The organism is Azospira inquinata, assembly GCF_018905915.1.
GTDB lineage: Bacteria > Pseudomonadota > Gammaproteobacteria > Burkholderiales > Rhodocyclaceae > Azospira > Azospira inquinata.
Genome location: NZ_CP064782.1, coordinates 2,944,330 through 2,970,862, shown reverse-complemented (window position 1 = coordinate 2,970,862; position 26,533 = coordinate 2,944,330). Strand labels below are relative to the sequence as shown.

The following is a 26,533-nucleotide window of genomic DNA, read 5'->3' as shown; positions in this document are numbered from 1 at the left end:
GTACCCGAAAATCCGTGGAAAACCACTAAAAATCATAAGCCTGAAGAATCTCCACTCTTCTCCGCACCCCGCCGCTGCCAAGCCCAAAAGGCCAGGACAAACAACACCAGCAAACCGCCCCAGAGGGGCCAGCGCACCGGCGGATTCCATTGGCTGCGCAGTTTTTGCCGCAGCCCCACGTCCAGGCGCTGATATTTGAGGATATTGTTGCCCACGTCCGTGGGCTTGCGGTTCAAGAGCCAAGCGTGTCCCAAGGTGTAGACCTTGGGATAGAAGCCAAAGATCCAGGGAGCGTCCTGTTGCAGCAGAGCGTTCATGCGCCGGATCAGGGCTTCCCGGGGCGCCCCGTTATCCATATTACGCATTTGCTCGAAGAGGCGATCGAAATCCGGATTGGCGTAATTCACCTGATTTTCCCCCCCGTGGAGCACCTTGCCTTCCTTGCCTGCCAGGAGAAAGAAAAAGTTTTCCGGGTCCGGGTAATCCGCGTTCCAGCCAAGATAGAAGAGCTGTACCGTCCCCTTACGCAATTTTTCCTGGAAACGGTTCCAATCCGTGGGCCGCACCACCAGCTGGACATCCACCTTGGCCAGTTGGCGGGTCAGCCAGTCGATGCGGGACTTATCCCCCATCCCCCCCGCCGTGGTATCCAGATACAGCACCAAGGGCTCCCCGGTCTTGGCGTCCCGGCCATGGGGCCAGCCCGCTTCCGCCAGCAGCTGACGGGCCCGGGCGATGGATTTGCGCTGGGGCTGGCCATTAACCCAGTCATAGACCACTGGATTGAGGCCTGCCGCCCCTTCCCGATGGCCGAAAATACCCGGAGGCAAAGGATCCATGGCCACGATGCCTCGGCCATTGAGAAAGATAGAAATAAATTCTTCCTGGTCGATAGCAATGGATAAGGCCTGGCGCAGTTTGCGGCCCCGTTCCCCCAAGCCTCCCACCACCGGATCCAGCATATTGAAGCCCATGTAATCCGTCGTGGTCTTAACACTGGCCAGCAGACGAATGCCTTTGGCCGCCATTTCTGGCGTCAGGCCCACATCGCCCCCCACATTGACCTTCACCGCCTGGTCAAAGCTGTCGGAGGAAATCCCGGAGGCGTCGTAATAGCCCTGGAGAAACTTGTTCCAGTAGGGGATGGACTCCTTTTCCCGGGTAAAGACGGCCTTATCGATAAAGGGCATGGCCTTGCCGCAATCCCGCAACAGGCCCGCTGCCCGGTCCCCCGGTTCCCCTTCGCAGGGGTAGGTTTCCCCGTGAAAATTGGGGTTACGGGACAGCACCATGCGGCTGTTGGGATTGTTTTCCGTGAGCATGTAGGGACCGGTGCCCACCGGATACCAGTCCAGGGACAGGTTTCTTTCCCCCATGCCAGGCTGGTTATAGAACTGATCCACCTCCCGGGGAATGGGAGCGAAAAAGGCCATGGACAGCCAATAGAGGAACTGGGGGTATTTGCCGTTCAATTCCACCCGGTAGGTGTACCGATCCAGAGCCCGCACCCCACTGAGATCAAAGCGGTCCAGATCAAGCCAGGGACCAGCTCCCGGGGAGGCTTTCTGCAAACGGGTCGCCAAATCTCCCAAGCCCACAATGTGTCCGGCCATCATGCCGAAAATGGGAGAACTCAAACGGGGACTGGCCAGACGCTTAATACCGTAGACAAAATCCGCCGCCGTCAGCTCCCGGGTCCCCGTATAGGGGAAATCCGAGAGCTGGCGCACCCCCGCCAGTTGGCTGGGGGTGAGATGGAGGTAACGGGGGCGCCCCTGGTCATCCCGGGCGAAGGCGGGATGGGGCTGGTAGCGGATGCCGGGCTTGATGGCGATGTCGTACACACTTCGGGCGATCCGGGACGGGTCTGCGTCATCGGGCAGCTGGTGGCCCTGGGCATCGTAATAACGGGGATGGGGTACGGCGGCGGCACTGGCCGGAATAAGGGTATAGGGCCGTTTCAGGTAGTGGTACTGGAGGGGCGGCTCATAGATTTGGGCCGTGAAATTGATCTCGTCCTCCGCATAGGACTGGGCCGGGTCCAGGTGCTTGGGCCGGTCGGTGAAGGCCGTATAAAGAATATTCTGGCCCCATTCCGAGGCCGGATAGGGGTCATTCCAGGGCCGTTCACCGCAGCCGGATAGGGCCAGCAGGACCGCCAGCAGGGCGATTCGCCAAGGCAACAAAGACTTGATCTTCATGGCACAAGTGTAACGGATGGGCCGTCCAGCGTCATAGAGAGCCGCCCCGGCGTGGCAAGGTGGGAGACATCCGCTATAATTCCGCGACTTTCCTACCAAGGGGCATGTAGCATGGGCTTTCTTGCCGACAAAAGAATTCTGATTACCGGACTGCTGTCCAAGCATTCCATCGCTTATGGCATCGCCAAGGCTTGCCATCGGGAAGGGGCCCAACTGGCCTTTACCTACCAGAACGAACGCTTCATCGAACGGGTTTCCAAGTTTGCCGACGAATTCGACAGTAAGCTGATTTTGCCCTGCGACGTCTCCAGCGACGAGCAGATCGTCCAGCTCTTCGACAGCCTGGGCAAAGAATGGGACGGTTGCCTGGACGGTCTGGTCCATTCCATCGCCTTCGCCCCCACGGAAGCCCTAGAAGGGGACTTCCTCGACGGCATCTCCCGGGAATCCTTCCGCATCGCCCACGACGTGTCCTCCTACAGCTTCCCGGCCCTGGTGAAAGCCGCCCGGCCCATGCTGAACAAGACCCATGGTGCGGTGGTAGCCCTTTCCTACCTGGGCGCCGACCGGACCATGCCCAATTACAACCTCATGGGTCTGGCCAAGGCCAGCCTGGAAGCCTCCGTGCGCTATCTAGCCGGCTGCCTGGGCCCCCAGGGCATTCGGGCCAATATCGTGTCCGCCGGGCCGATCAAGACCCTGGCCGCCTCCGGCATCGGCAGCTTCAGCAAGCTGCTGGCCTACAACGCCCACCACGCGCCCCTGCGCCGCAATATCACCATCGAAGAAGTGGGCAATGCGGCCGCCTTCCTGCTCTCCGATCTGGCCAGCGGCATCACCGGGGAAATCCTATACGTGGATGGGGGCTTCAACACCACCGCCCTGGGTAACGCGGACCCTCTGCCCAACAGCTGAGTCTGTTTCCTCCGGCCGGGCGCGCCCCGGTCAAAAGTAAAAAAGCCCCGAATCGGGGCTTTTTTGTTGCCTTGGGAACCCTAGGGGAACCGTTCGCCCCCTCCCCTGCCAGCCCCCTAGCCGTGCAACAGGCTTAGAGAGGCCCATTCTCCTTGATCCCCGGCCTTCATGGGAGGAAGGGGAACCTTTCTTGCTTTCTTCTGAATTAAGGGTGGATTTTGTCCACAATCCCACAGGAGAAGCCCATGCCCCTTTACGACTATCGCTGCAAACAGTGCGCCCAAACCTTTGAATTGCTGGTGCGCAGCAGCACCGTACCCACCTGTCCCCACTGCGGCAGCCAGGATCTGGAAAAACAGGTCTCCCTCACTGCCCCCCAGGGCAAAATCGCCGGTATTTTCTCCCAGGCCCGGGCCCAGGCAGCCCGGGAGGGCCATTTTTCCAACTACAGCCCCTCGGAACGCCCCAAGATCAGCACCTGAAATAAAACAGGGGAGCCTGTCGCTCCCCTGTTTCTGGGTGGTCTGTGCCAAAAACTAGGGCACCGGCTTATTCAAAGGAAGCGGCGGATTTGGCCTGTTCCCGAAGCACGTACTTCTGAATCTTGCCCGTGGAAGTCTTGGGCAGGGTGCCGAATACCACCTTTTTCGGCACCTTGAAGCGGGCCATGTGTTCCCGGCAGAAGGCGATCACCTCCTCTTCCGTCACTGACTGGCCGGTGCGCAGTTCGATGAAGGCGGCGGGCACTTCCCCCCATTTGGGGTCCTGAGCCGCCACCACCGCCGCTGCCATCACCGCCGGGTGTTTGTAGAGCACGTCTTCCACCTCAATGGAGGAAATGTTCTCCCCACCGGAAATGATCACATCCTTGGACCGGTCCTTGATCTTCACATAGCCATCGGGCTGCATCACCGCCAAATCCCCGGTGTGGTAATAGCCCCCGGCGAAAGACTCGGCGCTGGCCTTGGGATTTTTCAGATAGCCCTTCATGACCAGGTTGCCCCGGAACATGATTTCCCCCATGGTTTCCCCGTCCCAGGGCACCGCTTCCATGGTGGTAGGGTCCAGCACCGTAATGGCTTCCTGGGCGTGATAGCGCACCCCCTGGCGGCCGTTCAGGGTGACCTGTTCCCCCACGGGCAAGGCGTTCCACTCCGGATGCTGGGCGCACACCGCCGCCGGGCCGTAACTTTCGGTCAGGCCATAGACGTGGGTGATCTTAAAGCCGATTTTGGCCATGCCCTCGATTACGGCGGCGGGAGGCGGGGCGGCGGCGATCAGGCCGAACACCCCCTGAGTAATGCCTTCCCGCCATTCCGCCGGGGCATTGGCCAGCATGGAATGGACAATGGGAGCGCCGCAGTAGTGGGTGACGCCCTGCTCCCGGATCAGCTGAAAAATAAGCTTGGGATCCACCCGGCGCAGGCAGACGTTGGTTCCCGCGTTGGCCGCCATGGTCCAGGGGAAGCACCAGCCGTTGCAGTGAAACATGGGCAGGGTCCACAAATACACCGAATGGGGCGGCATGCCCCAGGAAACGATGTTGGACATGGCATTCAGGTAGGCGCCCCGATGGTGATAAACCACCCCTTTGGGATTGCCCGTGGTGCCAGAGGTGTAATTGAGGGAAATGGCGTTCCACTCATCCTCCGGCCCTTTCCAGGGGTAATCCGGGGAGCCTTCCGCCAGCAGGGCCTCGTAATCCTTTTCCCCGAGCAGATCACCGGGGCCGGCGTATTCCGGATCATCCACATCGATCACCGGAATGTTGCGCCCCAGCAAATCCAGGGCCTTTTGGACAATGGGGAAATATTCCCGGTCCGTGATCAACAGCTTGGCTTCCCCGTGGTTCAGCATAAAAGCCACGGTTTCGCTGTCCAGACGGGTGTTCAGGGTATTCAGCACAGCCCCGGTGACGGGCACCCCGAAATGGCATTCGTACATTTCCGGGGTGTTGTTCAACATCACCGCCACCGTATCCCCCTCCCCGATGCCTCGGCCCTCCAGGGCCGAAGCCAGGCGCCGGGCCCGGGTGAAGGTTTCCTTCCAAGTGTAGCGGCGCTTGCCGTGCACCACCGCCAGACGTTCCGGGTAAATGTAGGCGGAACGGGCGATAAAGGTCAGGGGGGAGAGAGGCACATAATTGGCCTCATTCTTGTCCAAACCGACTTTGTAGATGTTTTGGGTGTTCTCGGGCATGGGCGTCCTCAAAAATTGACGTTGGAATCAACGACAGTCCCGAAGACGGCCCCCCTCCTCCATGGAATGAAGCCAAGCCGCCATGGCCTGACCAGCTGCGCTGGCCGCCTCCGTCAGCGCCACCGTTCCGCCCCGGGCATCGGGCGCCGGAGCCGGGCGGATTTGCTGCAAGGGCTGTACGCCAAGGACTGTGCCCTGTTTACCCACCAATGTCATGCGGCCCTGCAACAATCCCCGGCTGGATTGGGGGAAATCAAAAACCTGGATGAACTCATCCACTTCCACCCGAATCCGGCAGCGCCGGTCCGAGCCTTCGCCGCCCCGGCTCAAGCCCAGCTGCTGGCGCCAGTTCAGGGCCAGTAACTGGGCCGGAGGTGCCGACCAGCGGCTAAGGCCATATTCATAGCGCCGGCCCCCCTCCCCGTAGGCCAGCCGATAGGCAATGCCCGTGCTATCCACCCAGGCAGGCATGCGCACCTCCAGGCCCAGGCTGGACCGATCCGCCCCGCCCAGGGGCACTGGCAGGGGGCCAAAATCATAGGTGGCTGGAGGGGGCGTGGTGGGACGCCCAATGGCGCAGCCCCCCAGCACCAGTGCCGTAAGCCAGACCAGGCGGGAAGCGGAGCGAATAAGGGATAGGCGGCTCATTGGGCATCTCCATGGACGGGGGCGACAAAGCCCGGTTCCCCGGGCCCCGGGGGCGCCTGATGGCCGAAGATCAGGCTTTGGGGGGATTGTTCCACCTGTTGCAAGACCCGGTTCAGCTGGCGGGTGCTGGTGGACACGTCGGCGGCCACATCCTTCCAGCGGGGGGACAGCACCCCCAGATTTCCCTCCCCAGCGGCGGTGCCCTGATCCAGGTGCTCGCTCAGCCGGTGCAGGCTGGCCATCAGCTGGCGGGCATCTCCCGCGGCCTGCTGACTGTTTTTCAAAGTAGCGGACAGATTGCGTAGATTATCGTCGCTCAGGACCAGGCGCAGCCGGGCCAGGGTATCCGGCAACTCCTTCAGGGCCGGTTGCAGATTGGAGGAGGCTCCATCCAGATTAGCCAGGGTATGGGTGATATGGTCCCGGTTTTCCTCGTTGAGCAGGGCATTGGCGCTGGCCAGGAGATCATGGGCCTGGCGCAGGGTATCCGCCCCCACATCGCTTACTTCCTGGATCAGGGAGGGCTGCATGGCAATGCGGGGCGGCTCCCCGTCCTGGCCCGACAGGGGGGCCAGATTCTTGTCGCTGTCTTCCAGCAGCACATGGGCGATCCCGGTCACCCCCTGGTAGCCCAGGCGGGCCACGGTGCCAGCAGTCACGGGCACTTCCTCATTGACCCGGATGAGGATGAGGATATTCCGGGTATTGCTTTTATCCAGGTGGATTTCCACCACCTTGCCCACCCGGATGCCCCGGTAGCGAACCTGGGCCTGGGGATTGAGGCCGGTGACGTTATAGGTGCTGACCAGCAGGTAATCCCGGGTTTTCTCCCGCTGCCCGCTGAACCACCAGAGGGAAAAGACACCGGCCGCCACCAGCACCAGGGTAAAAATACCGGCGGCCAGGGCGTAGGCACGGTTTTCCATAGGAACTCCTCGACTAGACTGGAGCGGCAGCCGGGCCCTGGCTGCTGCGAAAAAAATTCTGAATAAAGGGATGATCCACCCGGCGCACCTCCTCCAGGCTGCCCCGGGCCACGATGCGCTGATCCGCCAGTACCGCCATCTGCCGGGCCAGCCCTAACAGGGTGGGCATGTCATGGGTCACCATGACCACGGTAAATTGGAGTTCTTGCTGCAACTGACGGATCAGGGCCACAAAGCTTTCGCTCCGGTTCGGGTCCAGACCGGCGGTGGGTTCGTCCAGGAGGAGCAGTTCAGGCTCCAAAGCCAGGGCCCGGGCCAGGGCCACCCGCTTGATCATGCCGCCGGACAGCTCCGCTGGCATGAGCCGGGCGTGGGCAGGCTCCAGTTCCACCATGGCCAGCTTGAGGGCCACTAGGTCCCGGATCAGGGCTTCGTCCAGACATTGCAATTCCCGCAGAGGAAAAGCGATGTTGTCGAAAACGGAAAGGGCGGAAAACAGGGCCCCCTGCTGGAACAGCAGGCCAAAGCGGCGCCGCAGGGCCAGCGCCTGGGCCGGATCGGTCCCATGGAGGGGCTGGCCGAAGAGGCGCACCTCCCCCTTCCAGTAGGCTTGCAGGCCGACAATTTCCCGCAGCAGGGTGGTCTTGCCGCTCCCTGAGCCCCCCACCAGGGCCAGGGTTTCTCCGGCGGCCACGGTCAGGTCCAGGTCCCGGTGCACCACATTGGCGCCAAACCGGGTGGTCAGCCCCCGCACTTGGATAACCGGTTCGCTCATCCGCCGGGCATCCCGAATTCACGGGTGGCAATGGCGAAAATGGCATCCACCAGGATCACCGTGGTAATGGCCGTCACCACGGAGGCGGTGGTGCGGGCGGAAAGGCTTTCCGTATTGGGTTTCACGTGCAGGCCGAAATGGCAGGCAATGAGGGCGATGAGAAAGCCGAAGACCCAGCCCTTGATGAGGGCGATCCACAAATTGGCCAGGGGCACGGTCTTGGGCAGATTGTCCAGGAAATAGGCGTAGGACAAATCCAGTTGCAGGTGGGCCGACACCATGCCCCCCAGCACCCCGGCGGCGGACGTCCAGATCACCAGCAGGGGCATGGCCACGGTGAGGGCGGCGATTTTCGGCAGCACCAGACGCAGGGTCTGGGAAATGCCCATGGCCGCCAGGGCGTCCAGTTCCTCCGTCACCCGCATGACGCCGATCTGGGCGGTCATGGCCGAGCCGGAACGCCCCGCCACCAGCACCGCCACCAAAACCGGCCCCAGCTCCCGGATAATGCTGATCCCCAGGAGATTGACGATATACACATCCGCCCCGAACGCCTTGAGCTGGAGGGCAGACAGATAGCTTAAGACCACGCCAATCAGAAAGCCCACCAGGGCCGTCACCACCAGGGCCTTGGCCCCGCTTTTATAGAGGGTGGCAGAAAACTCCCGCAGGGGCAGTTGCCCCGGATGGCGCAGCAGGTAGAGGGAATCCAGCACCATCTGGCCCAGGAGCCAGATCAGGCCTTGCAGGCCATGGGCAAACTTAAAAAGGTAACGGCCTACCTGGACCAGGCCGTCTCCCGGCCCATGCTGGGGGCGGGGCACTTCCAGGGCAGGCACCCGGGCCACCCGCTCCAGCACCCGGCGATGGGCATTACCCAGCACCAGGCCGTCCGGCCAGCGCCGTCCCCAGGCTCGCCACAAAAGCAAGGCCCCCAGACTGTCCAAACGCCCCAGACGGGAAAAGTCCCAGGCGCAGCCTTGTTTTACCTGGGCCGCCAGCCGGGCTTCCAGGGCTTCCCGCTGGGGAGCCAACTGGGTGAGTATCCAGTCGCCGCAGGGGCAGGCCACCCGGCCACCCTCTGCCTCCACCAGCTCGGCTCCAGCGCCCATGGCCTCAGCACAACTCCGAATCGGAAGCGGTCACCAACTGGCCCCATTCCGACTTGCTGCGGGATTTCACCCGCAAATCCAGGCCGATACCCCGCCAAGCGTTTTCTTCTTCCCGGAAGGCGGCGGCGCTCAGGGGGTTGGCGGCCAACCATTCGGAAGGCAGGTCCAGGAATATGGCCCCCTTCAGCCCTCGCCGCAGCCGATAGGGCAGATCAGCCAGATCGGTGCGGGAACGGTGAAAGAGCACGGCCAGGCGCAGACAGAGAATCAACAGCCAACTGCTATCGGACAAAGGCAGGGCGGACACCTTGTCCAGCTTGCCCCGATGGCCCAGCACCAGGAGGGCCAGCCGCCCCTGGTCCTTTTTGGAAAAGCCGGGCATATCGGCAAAGGTGAGAATGTAGGCGCCGTGCTTGTGGTAGCCGTTGTGGGCAATGGAAATGCCGATTTCGTGAAGCTTGGCGGCCCAGCGCAAAAACTGGAGTTCCCGCTCCGGGTCCCCGGCATCGGGCATCAGATCGTGGAACATGGCCACGGCGGTCCGTTCCACCCGCTGGGCCTGGCCCCCGTCCACCTGGTAGCGGCGCATGAACTGGCCCACGGTGGCGTCCCGCATGTCCTGATGGTGAAAACGGCCTAACTGGTCATATAGCACCCCCAGACGCAGAGCCCCATCCGCATAGGTCATGCGCTCAATATCCAGGTTCTGGAAAATGGCGCTCATGATGGCAATGCCCCCGGCCAGCACGGGCAGGCGGTCGCCCCGCAGGCCGGCAAGCCCCAGGGCCTCGGCGGAACCGGCCTTGATCAGCAGGGTTTTAAGCTTTTCCAGGCCCTCCCGGGTAATCCCGGTGGTGTTGCCCGGATTGAGCCGGTTCATTTCCAAAAGGTCGGCAATCGCCCGGGCGGTGCCGGAAGAACCCACGGCCTCCTTCCAGCCCAAGCGCTTGAAATCATGGACGATGGTCTGAATTTCCCGACCGGCAGCCACTTCCGCTTCCCGCAGGTGCTTTTTATCCACCTTGCCACCGGGGAAAAAGTTCAGGGTGTAACTGACACAGCCCATGAACAGGGATTCCATCTGCAGGGGATCGTAGCCCTTGCCAATAATGAATTCCGTGGAGCCGCCGCCGATGTCCACCACCAGCCGTTTATGTACCGCCGCTGGCAGGGAATGGGAGGCGCCGATATAGATGAGCCGGGCCTCTTCCCGTCCGGCGATGATTTCAATGGGAAAGCCCAGGGCTTCTTCCGCCTGGGGCAGGAAATCCAGGGCATTCTTGGCTACCCGCAGGGTATTGGTGGCCACCACCCGCACCGTCGCCGGGTCGAAACCCCGCAGGCGTTCGCCAAAGCGGCGCAGGGCGTCCAGGGCTCGCTGCTGGGCCGCAGCATCCAGCATTTTGTCCTGATCCAGGCCGGAGGCTAGGCGCACCGACTCCTTCAGGGAATCCAGGGGGTAAATCTGGTCTTCCACCACCCGCCCCACTTGCAGGCGGAAACTGTTGGAACCCAGGTCAACGGCGGCAATCTGTTCGTAGCGCATGGATCAGCAAGGCAGGCCGGCATTGCGGCGACCGGGCCATTCTACACCGGGCGCCCCACCCCGCTGCCACGCCTTCCCGGAGTTTTTTGGGAGTACGCCCCCGGCTTTTAGGGCTGGCAGAAGGCCGTCACATTCCCTTAACATGTACGTAACAAACTAACGGCTGCCCTTAGCCCTTCTTTTTACCTTTTTCCCGGGCCGCGCCCCTGGCGCCGCCCTTCACACCCATGAATCGCTCCCATATTTATCGTCGTTATCCCCCGGAAAACTTCCTCAACCGGGAATTGGGCCTGCTGGCCTTCAACCGCCGAGTTCTAGCCCAGGCCCAGGACCCCACCGTCCCCCTGCTGGAGCGCCTGCGCTTTATCTGCATTGTCTCGTCCAACATGGACGAATTTTTCGAAATCCGGGTAGCCGGGCTGCGGGAACAGATCAAGCTCAATTCCAATACCCGGAGTACGGACGGCAAGACACCCCAGGAGGTCTACCGCCTAGTGCACAAGGTGTCCCAGGAATTGGTGGGGGAACAGTACAAGCTTTTTAACGAGGAAATTCTCCCGGCCCTGGATTCCCACGGTATCCACTTTCTGCGCCGTACCGCCTGGACCGATGCCCAGCGGGAATGGATTCGGGATTATTTCTTCCGGGAAGTCATGCCCGTCCTCACCCCCATCGGCCTGGACCCCTCCCACCCCTTCCCCCGAATTCTCAACAAGAGCCTGAATTTCGCCGTGGAACTGGAAGGCCGGGACGCGTTTGGACGCAATTCCGGCATGGCCATTGTCCAGGCGCCCCGGGTACTGCCCCGGGTGATCCGCCTGCCCCAGGAGCTGGCAGGCTACGAATACGGCTTCGTCTTCCTCTCCTCCGTGCTCCACGCCTTTGTGGGGGAACTGTTCGCGGGCATGAACGTGCTGGGCTGCTACCAGTTCCGGGTGACCCGCAATTCGGACCTGTTCGTAGACGAGGAAGAAGTCAAAAACCTGCGCACCAAAATCCAGGGGGAACTGCCCCAGCGCCACTTTGGTGACGCGGTACGCCTGGAAGTGGCGGACAACTGCTCCCAGGCCATGACCGAATTTCTCCTGGCCCAGTTCAATCTCACCGAAGCGGACCTCTTCCGGGTGGCCGGGCCGGTGAATCTGGTGCGCCTCATGCAGGTGCCGGACTGGGTGGATCGGCCCGATTTGAAATTCCCCTCCTTCGCCCCCGGCCTGCCCAAGACCCTGGAAAAGCATAAAGACATCTTTTCCAGCATGCGCAAGAACGACATCCTTCTGCACCATCCTTACCAGAGCTTCGGCCCGGTTATTGAACTGCTCCGGGAAGCGGCGGCGGATCCCCAGGTGGTGGCCATCAAAATGACTGTGTATCGCACGGGGACGGACTCGGTGCTGATGCAATCCCTCATCGACGCGGCCCAGAACGGCAAGGAAGTCACGGTGGTGGTGGAACTCATGGCCCGCTTTGACGAGGAGGCCAACATCAACTGGGCCACCAAGCTGGAAGAAGTGGGGGCCCATGTGGTGTATGGGGTGGTGGGTCACAAGACCCACGCCAAGATGCTCATGGTGGTGCGCCGGGAAGAAGGGGAAAACGGCGCCCCCAGCTGCCTGCGCCGCTATTTACACCTGGGCACAGGCAATTACCATCCCCGCACCGCCCGCCTGTATACGGACTTTGGCCTACTCACCTGTAATGAGCAGATCGGTGCCGACGTGGCCGAAGTCTTCAAGCAGCTCACCGGCCTGGGCCGGGCCCAGGCCCTCCATCACCTGTGGCAGGCCCCTTTCACCCTCCACTCCAACATCATCGCCGCCATCCGCCGGGAAACGGAAGTAGCCAAGGCCGGTGGTCAGGCCTTCATCGTCGCCAAGATGAACTCCCTGCTGGAGCCGGAAACCATTTCCACCCTGTACGAAGCCTCCCAGGCCGGAGTCAAGATCGACCTCATTGTCCGGGGCGTCTGCGCCCTGCGGCCGGGCATTCCCGGGCTATCGGAAAACATCCGGGTGCGCTCCATCATCGGCCGCTTCCTAGAACATCACCGGATTTTCCACTTCCACGCGGAAGGGGAAGACCGGGTGTACCTGTCCAGCGCGGACTGGATGGAGCGGAATTTCTTCCGGCGCATCGAACTCTGCTTCCCGGTCCTGGACCCTCGCCTGAAAAAGCGGGTGCTCTCCGAAGGCCTCAAGCCCTATCTGGCAGACAACGTCCAGGCCTGGGAAATGGATTCGGAAGGCTGCTACCAGCGTAAGCGCAGCCCCCGGGCCAAACCCCGCTGCGCCCAAAGCGAGCTCGTCCAGGGGCTTTCCAGCGGCGTATAAAGCGCCGGGCCGCACTGAAGGGTGCTTCTTCCTGCGTCCCGCATCAGCCTCCTTCAAAAAAAGGCCGCCCCACAAAACCGTGGGGCGGCCTTTTTCATGGGGCTATGGGAACCAAGACAGGCTTCCCACCCCATACAAACAAAAGGGGCGGCAAACGCCGCCCCAACTCCTGACACGCCCAGCTAGCTTTAATCCCGCTCGCCCGCTAGGGCCATGAGCAGATTCAGCAGATGAACAAACAGGTTGTAGATGTCCAGATAAACGGACAGGGTGGCCATGATGTAATTGTCTTCGCCCCCCGTAACAATCCGGTTGATATCAAACAGGATGAAGGCGGAGAAAAGCAGCACAGCGCCCGCAGAAATGGTCAGGGCCAGGGCCGGCAACTGGAAGAAGATATTGGCCAGACTGGCTACGATCACCACCAGCAAGCCGATGAAGAGGAATTTACCGAGGAAGCTGAAATCCCGCTTGCTCACCGTGGCCATGGTGGCCATGCCCATGAAAATAACCCCGGTGCCACCGGCTGCCATGGCAATCAGGCTGCCCCCGTTAGCAAAACCCAGGGCCGCCCGCAGCATGCCGGACAACATCAGGCCCATGAAAAAGGTGAAAGCCAGGAGTAGCACCACCCCCATACCGCTGTTACGGGTACGCTGAATGCCGAACATCAGGCCCCAGGCAATCCCCAGGAAAAGCAGCACAGAAAGGATGGGGCTCCCGGGCAGCAAGGCAAAATTGGAAGCCACCCCCAGCACCGCGCCCAGCACCGTGGGCACCATGGACAGAGCCAGCAGCAGATAGGTATTGCGCAATACCTTGTTCCGCGCCACCGCCAAGTCTTGTGCGGCCGCACCGGCCATTTGATATTGGGAAAGCATGGATATCTCCTATAAAACCGTGAGAAAACTAAAGGGATAGACTACCCGCCACCCAGAAAAGTTGCAAACCAGCGGCCCCCCCGGAATCCCCGCCGGACTTTACCGGAGCCCCCGCTCCCTTGTGCTATCATCCCTGCCCACAAAGATCGGGAACCACCCTAAAATCGGGCCCCGAATCTTCCTCCGGAGGTGTGGCAGAGTGGTCGATTGCACCGGTCTTGAAAACCGGCAACGGGCAACCGTTCGTGAGTTCGAATCTCACCGCCTCCGCCAAGAGAAACAATCAGTTATAAATGCCGACAGGCAAAAGACCTTTCCAGGAGGAAAGGCTTTAGGGGAACGGTTTCCCGCCATTAACAGGCTCTTCTTTTCTCACCCTTACCCCTAGGGAATCGGGGCTCAAGGGCGCCATCAATCCTGCGCCCGAAGACAATAGATCAAGAGCGCCACCATCCTGGGTAAATTTTGGTAAAGATCGTTCCACCCCGAAAAGGATCAGGAGCGGGCTAGGTTAGGGAATGGGACAAATGGACAATAAGCCGATTCATCTATTCCCTTGTCTTTCCCATTTAATGAAATAATTTCCCCAGAAATTTACCCCCCCATTTGGGCGAACTCGGAAAATATGGATTTGAATCAATATTCCCTTCCCGAATTAAGACGCCTATTGGTCCAGGTCGAAAAAGAACTGGCCCGACGGCAAAAAGTTCGGGAAAACGGTTATCTGCAAAAGGATTTTGCTGCCCTGGCAGCCAAGAGCGGCCAGTCTTTGGATAAATTGCTGGAAGAGGCTGCCGAGCAGTTTGCCCGGATGACCAATTCCACCAAGTAAGTCAGAACACCAGGAGTTGTGCCGACCGGCCCAACAGCGGCAGCGCCTAGGCGCTTTCGGGAAACGGGCGCCCCCCCGCCAGCAAAGCCCGACGAAAGTCGTTGAGGAACTTCTCCGTATCGATCCCCAGAGCCTGGGCGAACAGGACAAACTCGGGCACATCCAGACGCCGCTCCCCCCGTTCTAATTTGGAAACAAAGCTCTGGGGCTTACCTAACCGGCGAGCCAGGGCACATTGGGTAATACCGGCTTCTTCTCGCGCTTTTATAAGCATGCTTCTGAAAATGTCATATTGGGGGCTGTGCAAAGAACTCGGCATGCTTCCAGACTAATGACCCGCCCCAAAATATCCCATAACGGGTTATTCTGATGAAGGGGAGGTAGGCAAGGCATCCACGCCTTCCCACCCCTAACTTGAAGAGGCGATCTCTTCCGTGACCATCTCTCCATCGGGCCTCCATGAAAATCTTTCCGCGGAAAGATTCATGTAAGCAAACAAGGGCTTTATATCCTATTGTGCCGGGCCTTCTCCGGGTCCGCCATCCCAAGTTTTGGGAACATTCCATCCACGTATGCCCCTGGGCTTCTTTCCAGACGCCCCGCCCTTTCTTTATGGCAGGACGGCCCCCGGCGTCGCGGAAGGTCACCGATTAATGCCCCCATGATGAGAGTTATCCGGATCGAGCGCCCCACCTCCTTCACTGAAGCCCCATCATGACCCTCAACCTCTTTCTCGTCCCCAATCCCCACCGCCCCCTGGAGGACATTGCCCTTAGCCTCCGCCGGGCTGGATATACGGTACATGCCACCCCGCCCCCCGTCCCCCCCGATCTGGTGCTATTTCCCATCGAAGGATGGCCCCAGGAGGAATGGCAGAAGCGGCTGCGCCAGCTAAGACGGGAATGGCGCCCCGCCCCCTGCATTCTGCTCAGCCCGGACACCTCCCCTGACTTTCGCCAACGCTGTTTTGCCAACGGCGGAGCGGACTATCTGCCCCTGCCCCTGATACAGGAAGAAGTGCAGGCGAAGCTGGCCGCCCATCGCCCGGGGATCGCCGCCCACTTTCCCCGGCTCCAGGAAATTCTAACTGGCCCCGCCTGCGCCCTGGCCAAACCGCCAGTCTTTTCACTCAAGCCCCGGCAGCCTTCTGCCTGCCTCATGATCCACGCCCTGGACCAGATTGAGGAAGCCACCTATTTGGTCAAGGAAGGGCAACAACACTTCTTCTATGCCAGCAAGGAAGCCTGCCGGGCCCTAGGCTATTCCCGGGCATATCTGCTCCAAACCCCCCTGTCCCAAATCGACGCGGAATGGTCCGCTGAATGGTGGAACCAGCTCTGGGACCCGGCCAACCCGGTCAAAAACTTCGTTTACGACCGGGAACTGCGGACCCGTTCCGGCCAGCTATTCCCCGTAGAGGTCACCGCCAGCCGCTTTCGCTACCAGGGCAACGAGTTTTTTCTGGCTCTGGTACGGGATATTTCCGAGCGTAAAAGCCGGGATCAGCAAATCCGCTTGTTAACCCATGCCATCGACCAGTCCTCCGATGCGGTATTTCTCATTAATGAACACGAAGGCCGGTTCATTTACGTTAATCAAACCGCCTGTCATTTATTGGGTTACAGCCGGGAAGAATTACTGCAATTCAAGCCTCAGGATATTGATGCCAACCTGCCTAAGGAAAAAATCCAGTCCATCCACCAAGCCATGTTTACCAGCGAAGCCATCAGCCCTACGGTAGAAACCCGGCACCGGACAAAGGATGGGAGGATGGTTCCCGTGGAAGTCACTTCCTCCGTCTTCGCTTACGAAGGCTCCCGTTTTATTCTCAGCACGGTGCGTAATCTCACGGACAAAAAAGAAAGTGAATCCCGGCTGAAAAGCAAGGAACAATCCTTCCGCTCCCTGGTGGAAAATCTCCCCGGCTCCCTGATCCGCTATGACCGGGAATTCCGCCGCACCTACGCCAATCCCATGACCTTTCTCTATATCGATGAACGCCGGGAAGGATTTGTGGGCAAACGCCTGACGGAAGATTCCCTATCCCTGGATATTCCCCATTATCTCAACGCCCTCCAGTCCGTATTCAGCACCGGCCAGAGCATTACCTTCGACCATCGTTATCGAGCCAAGAGCGGCATCCGCTGGGCCCGTTCCACCTTTGCCCCGGAATTCGATCCCCAGGGGGAAATCACCTCCGTTTTAGCCATCGGCATCGACATCCACGAATTGCGGGAAAGCGAAAAACGCTTCCGCAGCCTGACCCGCCATTTGCCGGACAATATTGCCAAATACGACACCCAGGGCCATTGCACTTATATCAATCCCGCCTTTATCCGCACCCTGGGCCTCAATTCCCTGTCCGATATTCTGGGGCGCCATTTCAGCACCGTTCCCTCCCTCCATAATCCCCAATATCAAATCCTGTTGCAGGAGGTGCTCCTGACCGGCCAATCCCGGGAGGGGGAAATCACCCTCCTTCGGGACGCCAAACAACGGCCCCGTGTCCATCTGGTCCATATCGTGGCCGAACACGACGAATCGGGCAGAATCATTGGGGCCCTCTCCATTGGCCGGGATATCACCCCCCTGAAAAGAAGCGAACAGCGTTTGCAGGAATCCTTACGCCTCCTGCAGGCCCTGGCCACCCGGCGGGAATCGGCCCGGGAAGAGGAGCGGAAGAAAATCGCCCGGGAAATCCACGACGAATTAGGGCAGCAGCTCACCGCCCTGCGCATGGGGCTTTCTACTCTGCGCCTGGAATTCGGCCCCCAGGCCCCGCTTCTTGCAGAACGAGTGAGCAGCCTGGTAGCCCTGATCGACCAGTCCATCGAAGAAGTCCGCAATATCGCCGCCATGCTCCGCCCCGCCGTACTGGACAAGGGGGTGGGAGCCGCCTTCGAGTGGCTGACCCGGGAATTCCAGAAAGCCAGCGGCATTCACCTCCATCTGGAACTGCCCAGGGATTACGGCAAGCTGGCCGATGAAATCGCCGTACCCCTCTTCCGCATCGCCCAGGAATCCCTCACCAACATCACCCGTCACGCCCAGGCCACGGAGGCTCGGCTACAACTGGACATCCAGCCCCAATGCTGCCATCTGTCCATCTCGGACAACGGCAAAGGGTTTAATCCGGAGGAAAAGCAGGGCTCCTTCGGCCTGCTGGGCATTACGGAACGCTGCCAGATGCTCAACGGCCAACTGGCCATCCACTCCCGTCCCCAGGGGGGCACCCAAATTACCGTCACCATTCCCCTATCCCACGGAGGGCCCTCATGATCCGGGTAATGATCACCGACGACCACACCATCATGCGGGAAGGCCTGAAACGGCTGTTCTCCATCACCCCCGACATCCGCACCCAGGCCGAAGCCCCGGACGGGGCCAGCACCTTGCTGCGCCTGGCCCAGGGGGACATTGACGTACTGCTCCTGGATATGACCATGGGCGGCCTGTGCGGCGAAGCTCTGATTAAGGAAATTCGCCGCCACCATCCGGCCCTACCCATCCTGGTTCTCTCCATGCACAACGACCCTCGCATCGTGCAGGACGCCCTGCGGGCCGGGGCCCACGGCTACGTCCCCAAGGACCGGGACCCGGAAACCCTGCTCCTGGCCATTCGCCGGGTCGCGGAAGGGCGCCGTTACCTGGACCCGAGCCTGGCTCAGGACGTGGCTTTCGAAGCGGCCCTGGGGCCCCTGCCCCAGGTCAGGGCGGAGCGGCTTACCCCCCGGGAGCGGCAGGTGCTGGCCCTTCTGGCCCGGGATATCTGTCCCAAGGAAATTTCCGAGCGCCTCCACATCAGCTACAAAACCGTGGCCGCCCACAAAAAGAACATCATGAAAAAAATGGAGTTCAAGAATAACGGGGATTTAATCCGCTACGCCCTCTCCTACCCCCTGCCTCCCTAATGGGACGGCCCCCGGGCCATAAAGGCGGCAAAGCCCTGGGCATCCAGGGGACGGCTGAGCAAATAGCCCTGGATTTCATCGCAGCCCTCCGCCAAAAGAAACTCCCGCTGTTCCTCCGTCTCCACCCCTTCCGCAATGGTCTGCAATTGAAGGTTGCGGGCCAGGGAAAGAATGGTGCGTACAATGGCCCGGCTATTGGCGTTGTAGGGCAAATCCTTGACGAAGGAGCGGTCAATCTTGATGCGGTGCAGGGGAAAAGACTGCAAATAGCCCAGGGAGGAATAGCCGGTGCCAAAGTCATCCAGGGCCACCCGGATGCCCATGTCGCAAAACTCCCGCAACACCTGGGTCGCCCGCAGGGGGTCCCGCATCAGGGAAGTTTCCGTAATTTCCAGTTCCACCACTTCCGGCGGCACCCCGCTATCCGCCAGGGCACCTTTGACCACGGAGACAAGATTGGCCTGGCGGAACTGCAAAGGAGACAGATTGACGGCCAGACGCTGCAAGGAATAGCCCTGATCCGCCCAGCGCCGGTACTGGCGGCACGCGGTGCGCAACACCCATTCCCCGATTTCCACGATCAAGCCCGTACGTTCCGCCACCGGAATAAACCGGTCCGGCGGCACTTCCCCCAGGCGCTCGTGGTGCCAGCGGGCCAGCACCTCCCCCCCCACCAGAGCCCCCGATTCCAGGGCGCCCTGGGGCTGATACTTGAGATACAGCTGATTTTTATCCAGCGCATGATGGAGAAAGGTGTCCAGACTCACCAGCTCATGGACCTGATGCTGCAATTCCGCATCAAAAAAGCAGAAGGTGTCCCGCCCCTCTTCCTTGGCCTTGGCCGCCGCAATGGTAGCGGCGGAAAACAGGCTTTCCGGGTCCGCCCCATCGTCGGGATAGAGGGCAATGCCCAGGCTGGCGGAAGGATTCAGCTCCTGCTCCTCCCACTTCAAGGTGGCGGCAATAAGGCTATTCAACACCCCGGCCACCATGGACAGGTCCTGCTTCCCTTCCACGCAGCGCAGCATGATGGCGAATTCGTCTCCGCCGCTACGGGCCACCACCCCTTCCTTGCCCAGGAAGTTTTGCAAGCGCTGCCCCACCTCCCGCAGCACCCGATCCCCGGCTTTCAGGCCGTAGGCGTTGTTGATGTACTTCAGGTGATCGAAATCCAGACAGATCACCCCGATCTTTTCCCCGCATTTCCGGGCCGCCACCAGGGCTTTGCCCAGACAAGCCAGAAAGGGACTCCGTTCCAATAGGCCGGTCAGGCCATCCCGTTGTGCCACAGTTACTCCGATTCGGGTCGGTGGCGAGGGCTGAGAGATTGGCTCCCCCTTGCTTTCCACCGACAAAAGCCATAACTGGCGCCGCCCCAGGGGTATGGAGAGGCCCACCCGGTGAGCCTGGACGGGGCGAGGCGCTCCGCCCTCCAGCCGGGCCCCGAAAACCTTGGGGGAGAGAATCTGGGCCAGGGGCTGGCCCACCAGATCGGACTGGGGACAGGCCAACAGAGCCTCCAGTCCTTTGTTACAACTCAGGATGCAGCCGTTGCCATCACTGACTAGGCAAGGGGCGTCGATCAGAGAAATCAGGGGATGACCCATGTCGGCGTCGGAGAAGGAATCGAGGCCAATCTGAAAGTCCATACGCCATCCCCATTTTGCTATTCCCCGGCGCTTACCGGGGATTCCGCCCGACTACTGAGGTCGGCCAGTTCCTCCACCGACAGCACCCGATCCGCCGCCAGCAGAATGACAAAGCCCTTGGCCACCTTGCCCATGCCGGCGATGAATTCGGCCCGGATGCGGGCGCCGAAGCTGGGGGGCGGCTCGATCTGATCCGCCGGAATATCCAGCACCTCATTCACCGCATCCACCATCACCCCCAGCACCTGCTGGCCCGCCTCCGTTTCCACCTCCACGATCACCACGCAACTGCGCCGGGTGACCTGGGAAGGGGGACGGCCAAAGCGCACGGACAGGTCGATAACCGGCACCACGGCGCCCCGCAGGTTAATCACCCCCCGCATGTAGGGGGGCATCATGGGCACCGGGGTCAGGGTGCCGAACTCGATGATTTCCTTAACCGTCAGGATACTCAGGCCGAATAATTCGCCGGACAACTGGAAGGTGAGGAACTGCTGCTGTTCCACCGCCCCCCCGTCCCGGGCCGAAGCCCGGCTCCCTTGGTTAGTGGTTACGAGCGCACCCATTCCGCACCTCCTTCGAAATGTTCGAAGTCCTTTTCCTCTCCACCGGCCCGGTTATTGGCCAGCTTGGGCGCCACTTTGCCCCGCTTGGCCCCTTTACCCTGGCTGGCCGCGCTCCGGCCTTCCGCCTTGAGCTTGAAGAAGGACATGATTTCCTGCAATTGCAAAGCCTGGCTGCTCATTTCCTCGGCGGTGGCCGCCAGTTCTTCGGAGGCGGCAGCGTTCTGCTGGGTGGTCTGGTTCAGCTGGCCCACCCCGGTAGCCTGTTCCTGGGAAGAGGCAGTAATTTCCTGAACCAGGTCGGAGGTTTTATGGATGGCCGGCACCATTTGATCCAGCAGGTTGCCCGCTTTTTCCGCCAGTTGTACGCTGCCGCTGGCCACTTCGCTGATCTCCTGGGCCGCTTCCTGGCTCCGTTCCGCCAGCTTGCGCACTTCCGCCGCCACCACCGCAAAGCCCTTGCCGTGTTCCCCGGCCCGGGCCGCTTCGATGGCCGCGTTCAGGGCCAGCAGATTGGTCTGGTAGGCAATGTCGTCGATGATGCCGATTTTGTCCGCGATGCGTTTCATGGCGGTGACGGTTTCCCGTACCGCTTCGCCCCCTTCGTTGGCCTGACCGGCGGATTGGGAGGCCATGCCATTGGTGACCTTAGCGTTTTCCGTATTCTGATTCACGGAAGCGCTCATTTCCTCAATGCTGGCCGCCTGTTCGGAAGAAGACTGGGACAGGGACTGGGAGGTGGCGGACACTTCCTCCGCCGCACTGGAGAGATTGTCCGCCGAACTCCGCACTTCCCCGATTATGTGGTTGAGCTTGGTGATCATGTTTTCCATGGCCCCCATCAGCTGGCCCACTTCATCCCGGGAGTTCGCCACCAGCTGCACACTCAGATCCCCTGCCGCCAGGGCATTGGCCGCCCCCAGGGCTTCACCCACCGGCTGGGTGATGGAACGGGTGATCCAGAAAGCCATGCCCAGGGAAAGTATGACGAGAATCACAGTGATGGTAATCAATGTATTCCGACCATCCGTGTAGGCCTGGGTAGCCGCTTCGCCGGAATCAGCGAAGGCTTGGACTTCAAATTCCAACAGATCATTAACCTTGGCTCGCTCTGCCCGAATAGCCAGCGTAAATTCCCCCAGCAAGAATTCAGCCGCCTTGTCCTTGTTGTACTGAGCTGAGCTGGTATCCGCGAGGCCTTTCTGAACATCAAACATAGGCAACAATTTATCGAAGCCATCCGCCGCATCTCTAACCAGCTTCTTGCCCTTTTCCGTTTTAGCTATGGCGTCAAGCTTGGCAAATTCCTCTTTGATCGTTTTAGCTGAAGCTTCAATATCCTCCAACTTTTTCCGCTCTACACTCTTATCGTTAGTGATGTAGTGGGTCCGAAAATCGGAGCGGATATTGCCCAAACTTTCCACAATTTTATTGGCCGCTACCGCGCCCTCCCAACGACCATGGACCAATGACTGAACCTCTTCATTCAACGCCGACAACCGGGAGAGAGCCACTAGCACAATGGCCACCGTCAAAACCACGGCCAAGCCGAAGCCGATCCCCAATCTGGCCCCAATTTTCAAATTTTTGAACATGGTCAATCCCTTCAACAAATGAATAGAAACAAGCTGATTTAAATTTCGAGCATTTCCCGCCGACTGGCCCCATCCACCGTCTTTTCATGGTTAGCGGCGATCTGAGCCAGGGCGGAGACATCCACGATCAGGGCCACTTCCCCGCTGCCCAGGATGCTGGAGCCGGAGATGCCCCGCAGGTGCCGGAAGAGTTGGCCCAGGGGTTTAATTACCGTCTGCAATTCCCCTTGCAGTTCGTCCACCACCACCCCGATGCGCCGGCCCAGGTAATGGACCACCACGATGTTTTCCCGCCGGGGCACTTCTCCTTCCACTCCGAACAGTTCCCGCAGCCGTACGTAGGGCAGCACTTCTCCCCGCAGGTTGGTGTAGTGCCGCCGGTCGTTGCCGATGTCTTGCAGGGCCACGCATTCCCGCACCGCTTCCAGGGGCAGAACGAAGGGCACGCCCCCTACCCGCACCAGGAAGCCGTCGATAATGGCCAGGGTCAAAGGCAGGCGCAGCCGGATGGTGGTGCCCTTCCCCGCCTCCGTGTCGATTTCCACATTGCCCCGGAGCCCGGTGATTTCCCGTTTCACCACGTCCATCCCCACGCCTCGCCCGGAGATGTTGGTGACCTTCTCCGCGGTGGAGAAGCCGGGTTCGAAGATCAGGGCGTACAGTTCCCCGTCTTCCGGGTCCTGGCCTTCCGGCACCAAGCCCCGTTCCCGGGCCCGGCTGAGGATCTTTTCCCGATTCAGGCCCCGGCCGTCGTCCCCCACTTCCACCACAATGCTCCCCGAGTCGTGGAAGGCGTTGAGCCGGATATGGCCCTGTTCCGCCTTCCCCGCCGCCAGCCGCTCGGCCCGGGTTTCCAGGCCGTGGTCGATGGAGTTCCGCACCAGGTGCATCAGGGGGTCCCCGATCTTTTCCACCACGGTTTTGTCCAGCTCGGTTTCCGCTCCCGTAATGTCCAGGGCAATGACCTTGTCCAGGTCCTTACTCATTTCCCGCACCACCCGGTGGAAGCGGTTGAAGCTATCGCCGATTTCCACCATGCGTAGCTTTAAGGCCACGTCCCGGATTTCTTCCACCAGCCGGGAGACGGAGTAGGAGGATTCCATCAGCTGCCGGTCCTTGCGCCGCTTGGCTTCCAGGTGGGCCGTGGCCCCAGCGATGACCAGTTCCCCCACCAGGTTGATGAGCATGTCCAGCTTTTCCGCATGGACCCGCACAAAGCGGTTTTCTCCTGCGCGCTTTTCTTTTTCCTTGGCCACGTGCTGGTGTTCCAGGGCGGCTTCCACCACCTTGGGCTGGACCATGCCCTGCTCCACCAGGATTTCCCCCAGGGGTACTTCCGCCGCATTGCCGATCTTGGCCTGGTGGGCCAAGCCCAGTTCCAGTTCCTTGGGGGTCAGGGCGCCGGCCGCCACCAGGATTTCTCCTAGCCGCTCCGGTCCTTCCGGCAGTTCGTGGATCAGGTCCACAAAGTCCTGGGCCCGGCTCCGGGGGGGCAGGAGGCGCAGCTGGCAGTCGCTCCAGACGAAGTCGAAGACGTGTTCGATGGTGGCTTTGTCCGCCTCGGATTCCAGCTCGATTTCAAACCCCAGGTAGCAGTCCAGGGGATTCATCTGGTCGGCCTCCGGCATGGCGTCCGGCAGGGTGGTGATGTGGGCGATGCGGCCGATCTGGGAGAGGTAGCGGAGGAAGCCCAAGGGGTCCATGCCGTTTTGCAGCACCCCGGGCTTAAAGCGCAGGGAAAGGTGCCAGGCGTCCCGGCCCGGGGCGTCCCCCGCCGGGGCGCCGTCTTCCACGGCTTCCGGAATGACCCCGGGGGCGGAGGCGGAGGGGGCGGCGCTGTCGCTCCCTGCCCCCACTCCCGTACCCACGCCCGCCGGGCCAGGGGTGGCCTCCGGGGCGCCCACGGCCTGGTGCAGGCGAGTCACCAGGGTTTGCTCCCGGGCCGCCATGGGGGCGGCCGGGGTTTCTTGACGTTCCGTGCAGGCGATCAGGTCTTCCAGGTGGTCCCGGCATTCCAGGAGCAGCTGGACCAGGTTGCCGTCCAGGCTCACTTTGCCGTCCCGTACCTGGGACATGAGGGTTTCCACGTTGTGGGTGAAGCTCACCACCGGGGCCAGGTCGAACATGCCCGCCGACCCTTTAATGGTGTGGGCCGCCCGGAACAGGGCATTGACCCGCTCCGGATCTGCGTCGCCATCCGCCAGGGCTTCCAGGTTCTCTTCCATGACCTGGAGCAGATCCCGGCTTTCTTCGTAAAAGGTCTGGAGAGCTGCTTCCAGGCCGGCTAGGGGATTGTCCATGTCCGCTCCTTTACGCTGCCCAGTTTTCTTTCACCGGCAGGGCATCTCCGAAATAGGCGGACATGTCCAGCAGTTCCAGCACTTCCAGGGTGGCCGGGCTGTGGGCCACCATGCGCAGGGTCTTTAAGGCTTTGGCCGCTTCCCGCTTGGCCAGGATCAGCACTTGAAACCCTGCCGTATCCACTTCTTCCACGCCGGACAGGTCGATTTCCATTTCCTGGCAGCGTTCCAGTTCGCCCATCAGGGCGTCTTTCACGTCCGTGGCGCTGTAGATGGTCAGTTCTCCGTCCAGAATGGCCCGGCTGATTTGCCCTTGTTGCTCGATACGTAGCGACATGAAGCCCCCCTTCATCTATCCATGAATGTTTGAACTTCCGGGTGTGGAGCGGCGATCCGCCGCTTGGGAATTTGCTTTAGGCCATCACCAGCTTGCCCACCGCCGCCAGCATTTGGGCTGGCTGGAAGGGTTTCACCACCCAGGCCTTGGCCCCGGCGGCTTGGCCCTGTTTCATCTTTTCCGCTTCGGATTCGGTGGTGAGCATGATCACCGGCGTGAATTGGTAGCCGGGCTTTTGTTTCAGTTGCCGCACGAAGGTGATGCCGTCCATCCGGGGCATATTCACGTCGCTCACCACCAGATGTACTTTCCGTCCGTCCAGCTTGCTTAGGGCATCTACCCCGTCGCAGGCTTCGATCACGTCGTAGCCCGCGCCACTGAGGGCGATCTTGACCACCTGCCGCAGGGAGGTGGAGTCGTCCACGATGAGGATCGTTTTAGCCATGGGTTGCGCTCTCCTAGAAAAAGGTGATGCCCGCCGGTTCCGGATTACTGCCGCCCGGGGCATTGCCGTGATGCACGGCGTGTTGTTCCGCCGTGGTGTAGGTATCTTCCAGGGCCCCCAGCCAGCTCCGGGCGTCCGGCACCTGGCCTTCGTCCGTATCCGGGTGGCTCAGCAGGTCTTTGAGTTTGTCCATGTCCCGGGAGACGTGGGAGAGGATTTGGTCGATCCGGTCTTGGAACTGGAGGGATACCAGCACCCCGGCGATTTCGCTGCCGATGCCAGCGGATTCTTCCTGGAGGTGGGCCGAGGCTTCCCCCAGGCTTTCCATGGAGCGTCGGAAGCCTTCCAGCACCCCCGCCACTTCTCCTTCCGCCGTGGAAATCACCTGTTGTTCTTCTTTGGCGTATTGCTCCGCCGCCGCCAGGGCCGAGGCGATGGTGCTATTCACCACCCCCACCGTTTCCCGTATCCGGGAACCGGTCTGCCCTGATTCGTTGGAGAGCTTCCGCACTTCGTCCGCCACCACCGAAAACCCCCGCCCCGCTTCCCCCGCCCGAGCCGCTTCAATGGCCGCATTCAGGGCTAACAAGTTGGTCTGGGACGCGATCTTGCCCACGTCTTCCGCCATGGCGCGGAGCTGCTCGGTGAGGGAGCTCAGCTGGCCCATTTCCTCCAGCAAGGCCTGCTTGTTGTCCAAGGAACTGCGGAGAAACTGGGTGACGGTTTGCAAACGGCCTTCACTTTCGTCCAGCACCACCCCCAAACCATGGGTCTCATCCCCTTCCACCTCCCGCCGGGACGCCTCAACGGCGGCGTTCAGACGCTGGGCCAGGGTAGAGAATTGGGAAGAAAGAGTCGCGATGGCGTCCTCCGCCTGGCGGCGTACCGTACCCAGATGGTCGCCCCATACCGGCAGCACCTGACGGCAGAGGTCATCCAGGCCCACCACTCCCGGCCCGCTTTCTGCCCCACCCCCAGGCTCCGGGCCCGGAGAAGGAAGGCTAAGGACTTCCTCCCGGTTGGCCGCCCACCATCCCCAGGAGGCCAGTAACGGCATCCCCAGGGCGATCAGCAACAACACCACGCCAGGCCAGTCGTGGGCGAAATAGCACACGCCCCCCACGACCATGGATACCCCTGCGGGTAATCCCCAACACAGTAAAACGCGCCACTGATTCATGACCCAAACCCCCCGGGGGTGAATTTCCCCACCCCGGCACCGTAAGTGCAAAAAAACAAAACCAATTTGTTATAAGCAATAAACGTGTAAAAAATTTTTTACACAATTCATGATGGATTAAATATGACTTTTTGACAAGAGACAAAAAGCCGAAGTTTTTATAGGAATATTTCCTCTATATAAGTAAG

At 60.8% G+C, this 26,533-nt stretch carries 22 protein-coding genes and 1 tRNA gene; 7 read left to right on the top strand and 16 right to left on the bottom strand.

The genetic code is table 11. The features are described from left to right. Window positions 1-32: 32 nt before the first annotated feature. Window positions 33-2,201: an ABC transporter substrate-binding protein gene (locus tag Azoinq_RS13500; RefSeq protein WP_216128383.1), complete on the bottom strand. Its 2,169-nt coding sequence runs from the start codon at window positions 2,199-2,201 to the stop codon at window positions 33-35. A 111-nt stretch (window positions 2,202-2,312) separates the two neighbouring features. Here Azoinq_RS13500 and Azoinq_RS13495 point away from each other — a divergent pair, with 111 nt between their 5' ends. After that, on the top strand, window positions 2,313-3,116 hold the full coding sequence (locus tag Azoinq_RS13495; RefSeq protein ID WP_216128384.1) for an enoyl-ACP reductase FabI: 804 nt from the start codon (window positions 2,313-2,315) through the stop codon (window positions 3,114-3,116). A gap of 245 nt (window positions 3,117-3,361) precedes the next feature. After that, the gene (locus Azoinq_RS13490; RefSeq protein WP_216128385.1) at window positions 3,362-3,598 is read left to right on the top strand and encodes an FmdB family zinc ribbon protein; all 237 of its coding nucleotides are present in this window, start codon (window positions 3,362-3,364) and stop codon (window positions 3,596-3,598) included. A gap of 67 nt (window positions 3,599-3,665) precedes the next feature. On the opposite strand, the gene Azoinq_RS13485 is transcribed toward Azoinq_RS13490, so the two are convergent. From Azoinq_RS13485 to ppx, 6 genes are read right to left on the bottom strand one after another with little or no spacing between them, the layout of a single operon-like run. Then, window positions 3,666-5,315, bottom strand: a complete 1,650-nt coding sequence (locus tag Azoinq_RS13485; protein ID WP_216128386.1) for an acyl-CoA synthetase — start codon at window positions 5,313-5,315, stop codon at window positions 3,666-3,668. Between the two features lie 27 nt (window positions 5,316-5,342). Then, complete coding sequence (locus Azoinq_RS13480; protein ID WP_216128387.1) at window positions 5,343-5,963, bottom strand: ABC-type transport auxiliary lipoprotein family protein; 621 nt, start codon at window positions 5,961-5,963, stop codon at window positions 5,343-5,345. Beyond that, the gene (locus Azoinq_RS13475) at window positions 5,960-6,889 is read right to left on the bottom strand and encodes an MlaD family protein (RefSeq protein ID WP_216128388.1); all 930 of its coding nucleotides are present in this window, start codon (window positions 6,887-6,889) and stop codon (window positions 5,960-5,962) included. Before Azoinq_RS13475 ends, Azoinq_RS13480 begins: the two co-directional genes overlap by 4 nt. A 13-nt stretch (window positions 6,890-6,902) precedes the next feature. Then, entirely contained in the window at window positions 6,903-7,664 is a 762-nt protein-coding gene (locus Azoinq_RS13470) for an ABC transporter ATP-binding protein (protein WP_216128389.1), read from the bottom strand. Beyond that, window positions 7,661-8,776, bottom strand: coding sequence for an MlaE family ABC transporter permease (locus tag Azoinq_RS13465; RefSeq protein ID WP_216128390.1), 1,116 nt, complete (start codon window positions 8,774-8,776; stop codon window positions 7,661-7,663). Before Azoinq_RS13465 ends, Azoinq_RS13470 begins: the two co-directional genes overlap by 4 nt. A gap of 4 nt (window positions 8,777-8,780) precedes the next feature. Then, a complete protein-coding gene (gene ppx, locus Azoinq_RS13460) occupies window positions 8,781-10,322 on the bottom strand; it encodes an exopolyphosphatase (protein WP_216128391.1) in 1,542 nt (513 codons plus the stop codon). Between the two features lie 227 nt (window positions 10,323-10,549). Between ppx and ppk1 the strand changes: the two genes are divergently transcribed. Continuing rightward, window positions 10,550-12,652 carry a polyphosphate kinase 1 gene (gene ppk1, locus Azoinq_RS13455; protein ID WP_216128392.1) on the top strand — a complete coding sequence of 701 codons (2,103 nt, stop codon included), beginning with the start codon at window positions 10,550-10,552 and terminating at the stop codon, window positions 12,650-12,652. A gap of 188 nt (window positions 12,653-12,840) precedes the next feature. Here ppk1 and Azoinq_RS13450 read toward each other — a convergent pair whose 3' ends face one another. Next, a complete protein-coding gene (locus tag Azoinq_RS13450; protein WP_216128393.1) occupies window positions 12,841-13,533 on the bottom strand; it encodes a Bax inhibitor-1/YccA family protein in 693 nt (230 codons plus the stop codon). Between the two features lie 185 nt (window positions 13,534-13,718). On the opposite strand from Azoinq_RS13450, the gene Azoinq_RS13445 reads away from it, so the two are divergent. Both Azoinq_RS13445 and Azoinq_RS13440 read left to right on the top strand, forming a co-directional pair. After that, a tRNA-Ser gene (locus tag Azoinq_RS13445) sits at window positions 13,719-13,806 on the top strand. A gap of 352 nt (window positions 13,807-14,158) precedes the next feature. Next, window positions 14,159-14,365 (top strand): hypothetical protein, encoded by a 207-nt coding sequence (locus Azoinq_RS13440; protein ID WP_216128394.1) that lies wholly within the window; start codon window positions 14,159-14,161, stop codon window positions 14,363-14,365. A 46-nt stretch (window positions 14,366-14,411) separates the two neighbouring features. Here Azoinq_RS13440 and Azoinq_RS13435 read toward each other — a convergent pair whose 3' ends face one another. Continuing rightward, a complete protein-coding gene (locus Azoinq_RS13435; protein WP_216128395.1) occupies window positions 14,412-14,639 on the bottom strand; it encodes a helix-turn-helix domain-containing protein in 228 nt (75 codons plus the stop codon). 440 nt (window positions 14,640-15,079) lie between these two features. Between Azoinq_RS13435 and Azoinq_RS13430 the strand changes: the two genes are divergently transcribed. Both Azoinq_RS13430 and Azoinq_RS13425 read left to right on the top strand, forming a co-directional pair. Beyond that, window positions 15,080-17,644, top strand: a complete 2,565-nt coding sequence (locus Azoinq_RS13430; protein ID WP_216128396.1) for a PAS domain S-box protein — start codon at window positions 15,080-15,082, stop codon at window positions 17,642-17,644. Then, on the top strand, window positions 17,641-18,276 hold the full coding sequence (locus Azoinq_RS13425) for a response regulator (protein WP_216128397.1): 636 nt from the start codon (window positions 17,641-17,643) through the stop codon (window positions 18,274-18,276). The genes Azoinq_RS13430 and Azoinq_RS13425 overlap by 4 nt, the downstream gene beginning before the upstream one ends. Here the strand turns inward: Azoinq_RS13425 and Azoinq_RS13420 are convergent. The 7 genes from Azoinq_RS13420 to Azoinq_RS13390 form a co-directional block, all read right to left on the bottom strand. Further along, entirely contained in the window at window positions 18,273-19,925 is a 1,653-nt protein-coding gene (locus tag Azoinq_RS13420) for a sensor domain-containing protein (protein ID WP_216128398.1), read from the bottom strand. The genes Azoinq_RS13425 and Azoinq_RS13420 overlap by 4 nt on opposite strands. 17 nt (window positions 19,926-19,942) lie before the next feature. Continuing rightward, window positions 19,943-20,491, bottom strand: a complete 549-nt coding sequence (locus Azoinq_RS13415) for a chemotaxis protein CheW (protein ID WP_216128399.1) — start codon at window positions 20,489-20,491, stop codon at window positions 19,943-19,945. Further along, window positions 20,476-22,083: a methyl-accepting chemotaxis protein gene (locus tag Azoinq_RS13410; protein ID WP_216128400.1), complete on the bottom strand. Its 1,608-nt coding sequence runs from the start codon at window positions 22,081-22,083 to the stop codon at window positions 20,476-20,478. Before Azoinq_RS13410 ends, Azoinq_RS13415 begins: the two co-directional genes overlap by 16 nt. Window positions 22,084-22,121: 38 nt before the next feature. After that, a complete protein-coding gene (locus Azoinq_RS13405; RefSeq protein ID WP_216128401.1) occupies window positions 22,122-24,383 on the bottom strand; it encodes a chemotaxis protein CheA in 2,262 nt (753 codons plus the stop codon). A gap of 10 nt (window positions 24,384-24,393) precedes the next feature. Beyond that, window positions 24,394-24,720: an STAS domain-containing protein gene (locus Azoinq_RS13400; protein ID WP_216128402.1), complete on the bottom strand. Its 327-nt coding sequence runs from the start codon at window positions 24,718-24,720 to the stop codon at window positions 24,394-24,396. 76 nt (window positions 24,721-24,796) lie between these two features. After that, a complete protein-coding gene (locus Azoinq_RS13395) occupies window positions 24,797-25,165 on the bottom strand; it encodes a response regulator (RefSeq protein WP_216128403.1) in 369 nt (122 codons plus the stop codon). 13 nt (window positions 25,166-25,178) lie between these two features. After that, a complete protein-coding gene (locus Azoinq_RS13390) occupies window positions 25,179-26,294 on the bottom strand; it encodes a methyl-accepting chemotaxis protein (protein ID WP_216128404.1) in 1,116 nt (371 codons plus the stop codon). Window positions 26,295-26,533 lie beyond the last annotated feature (239 nt).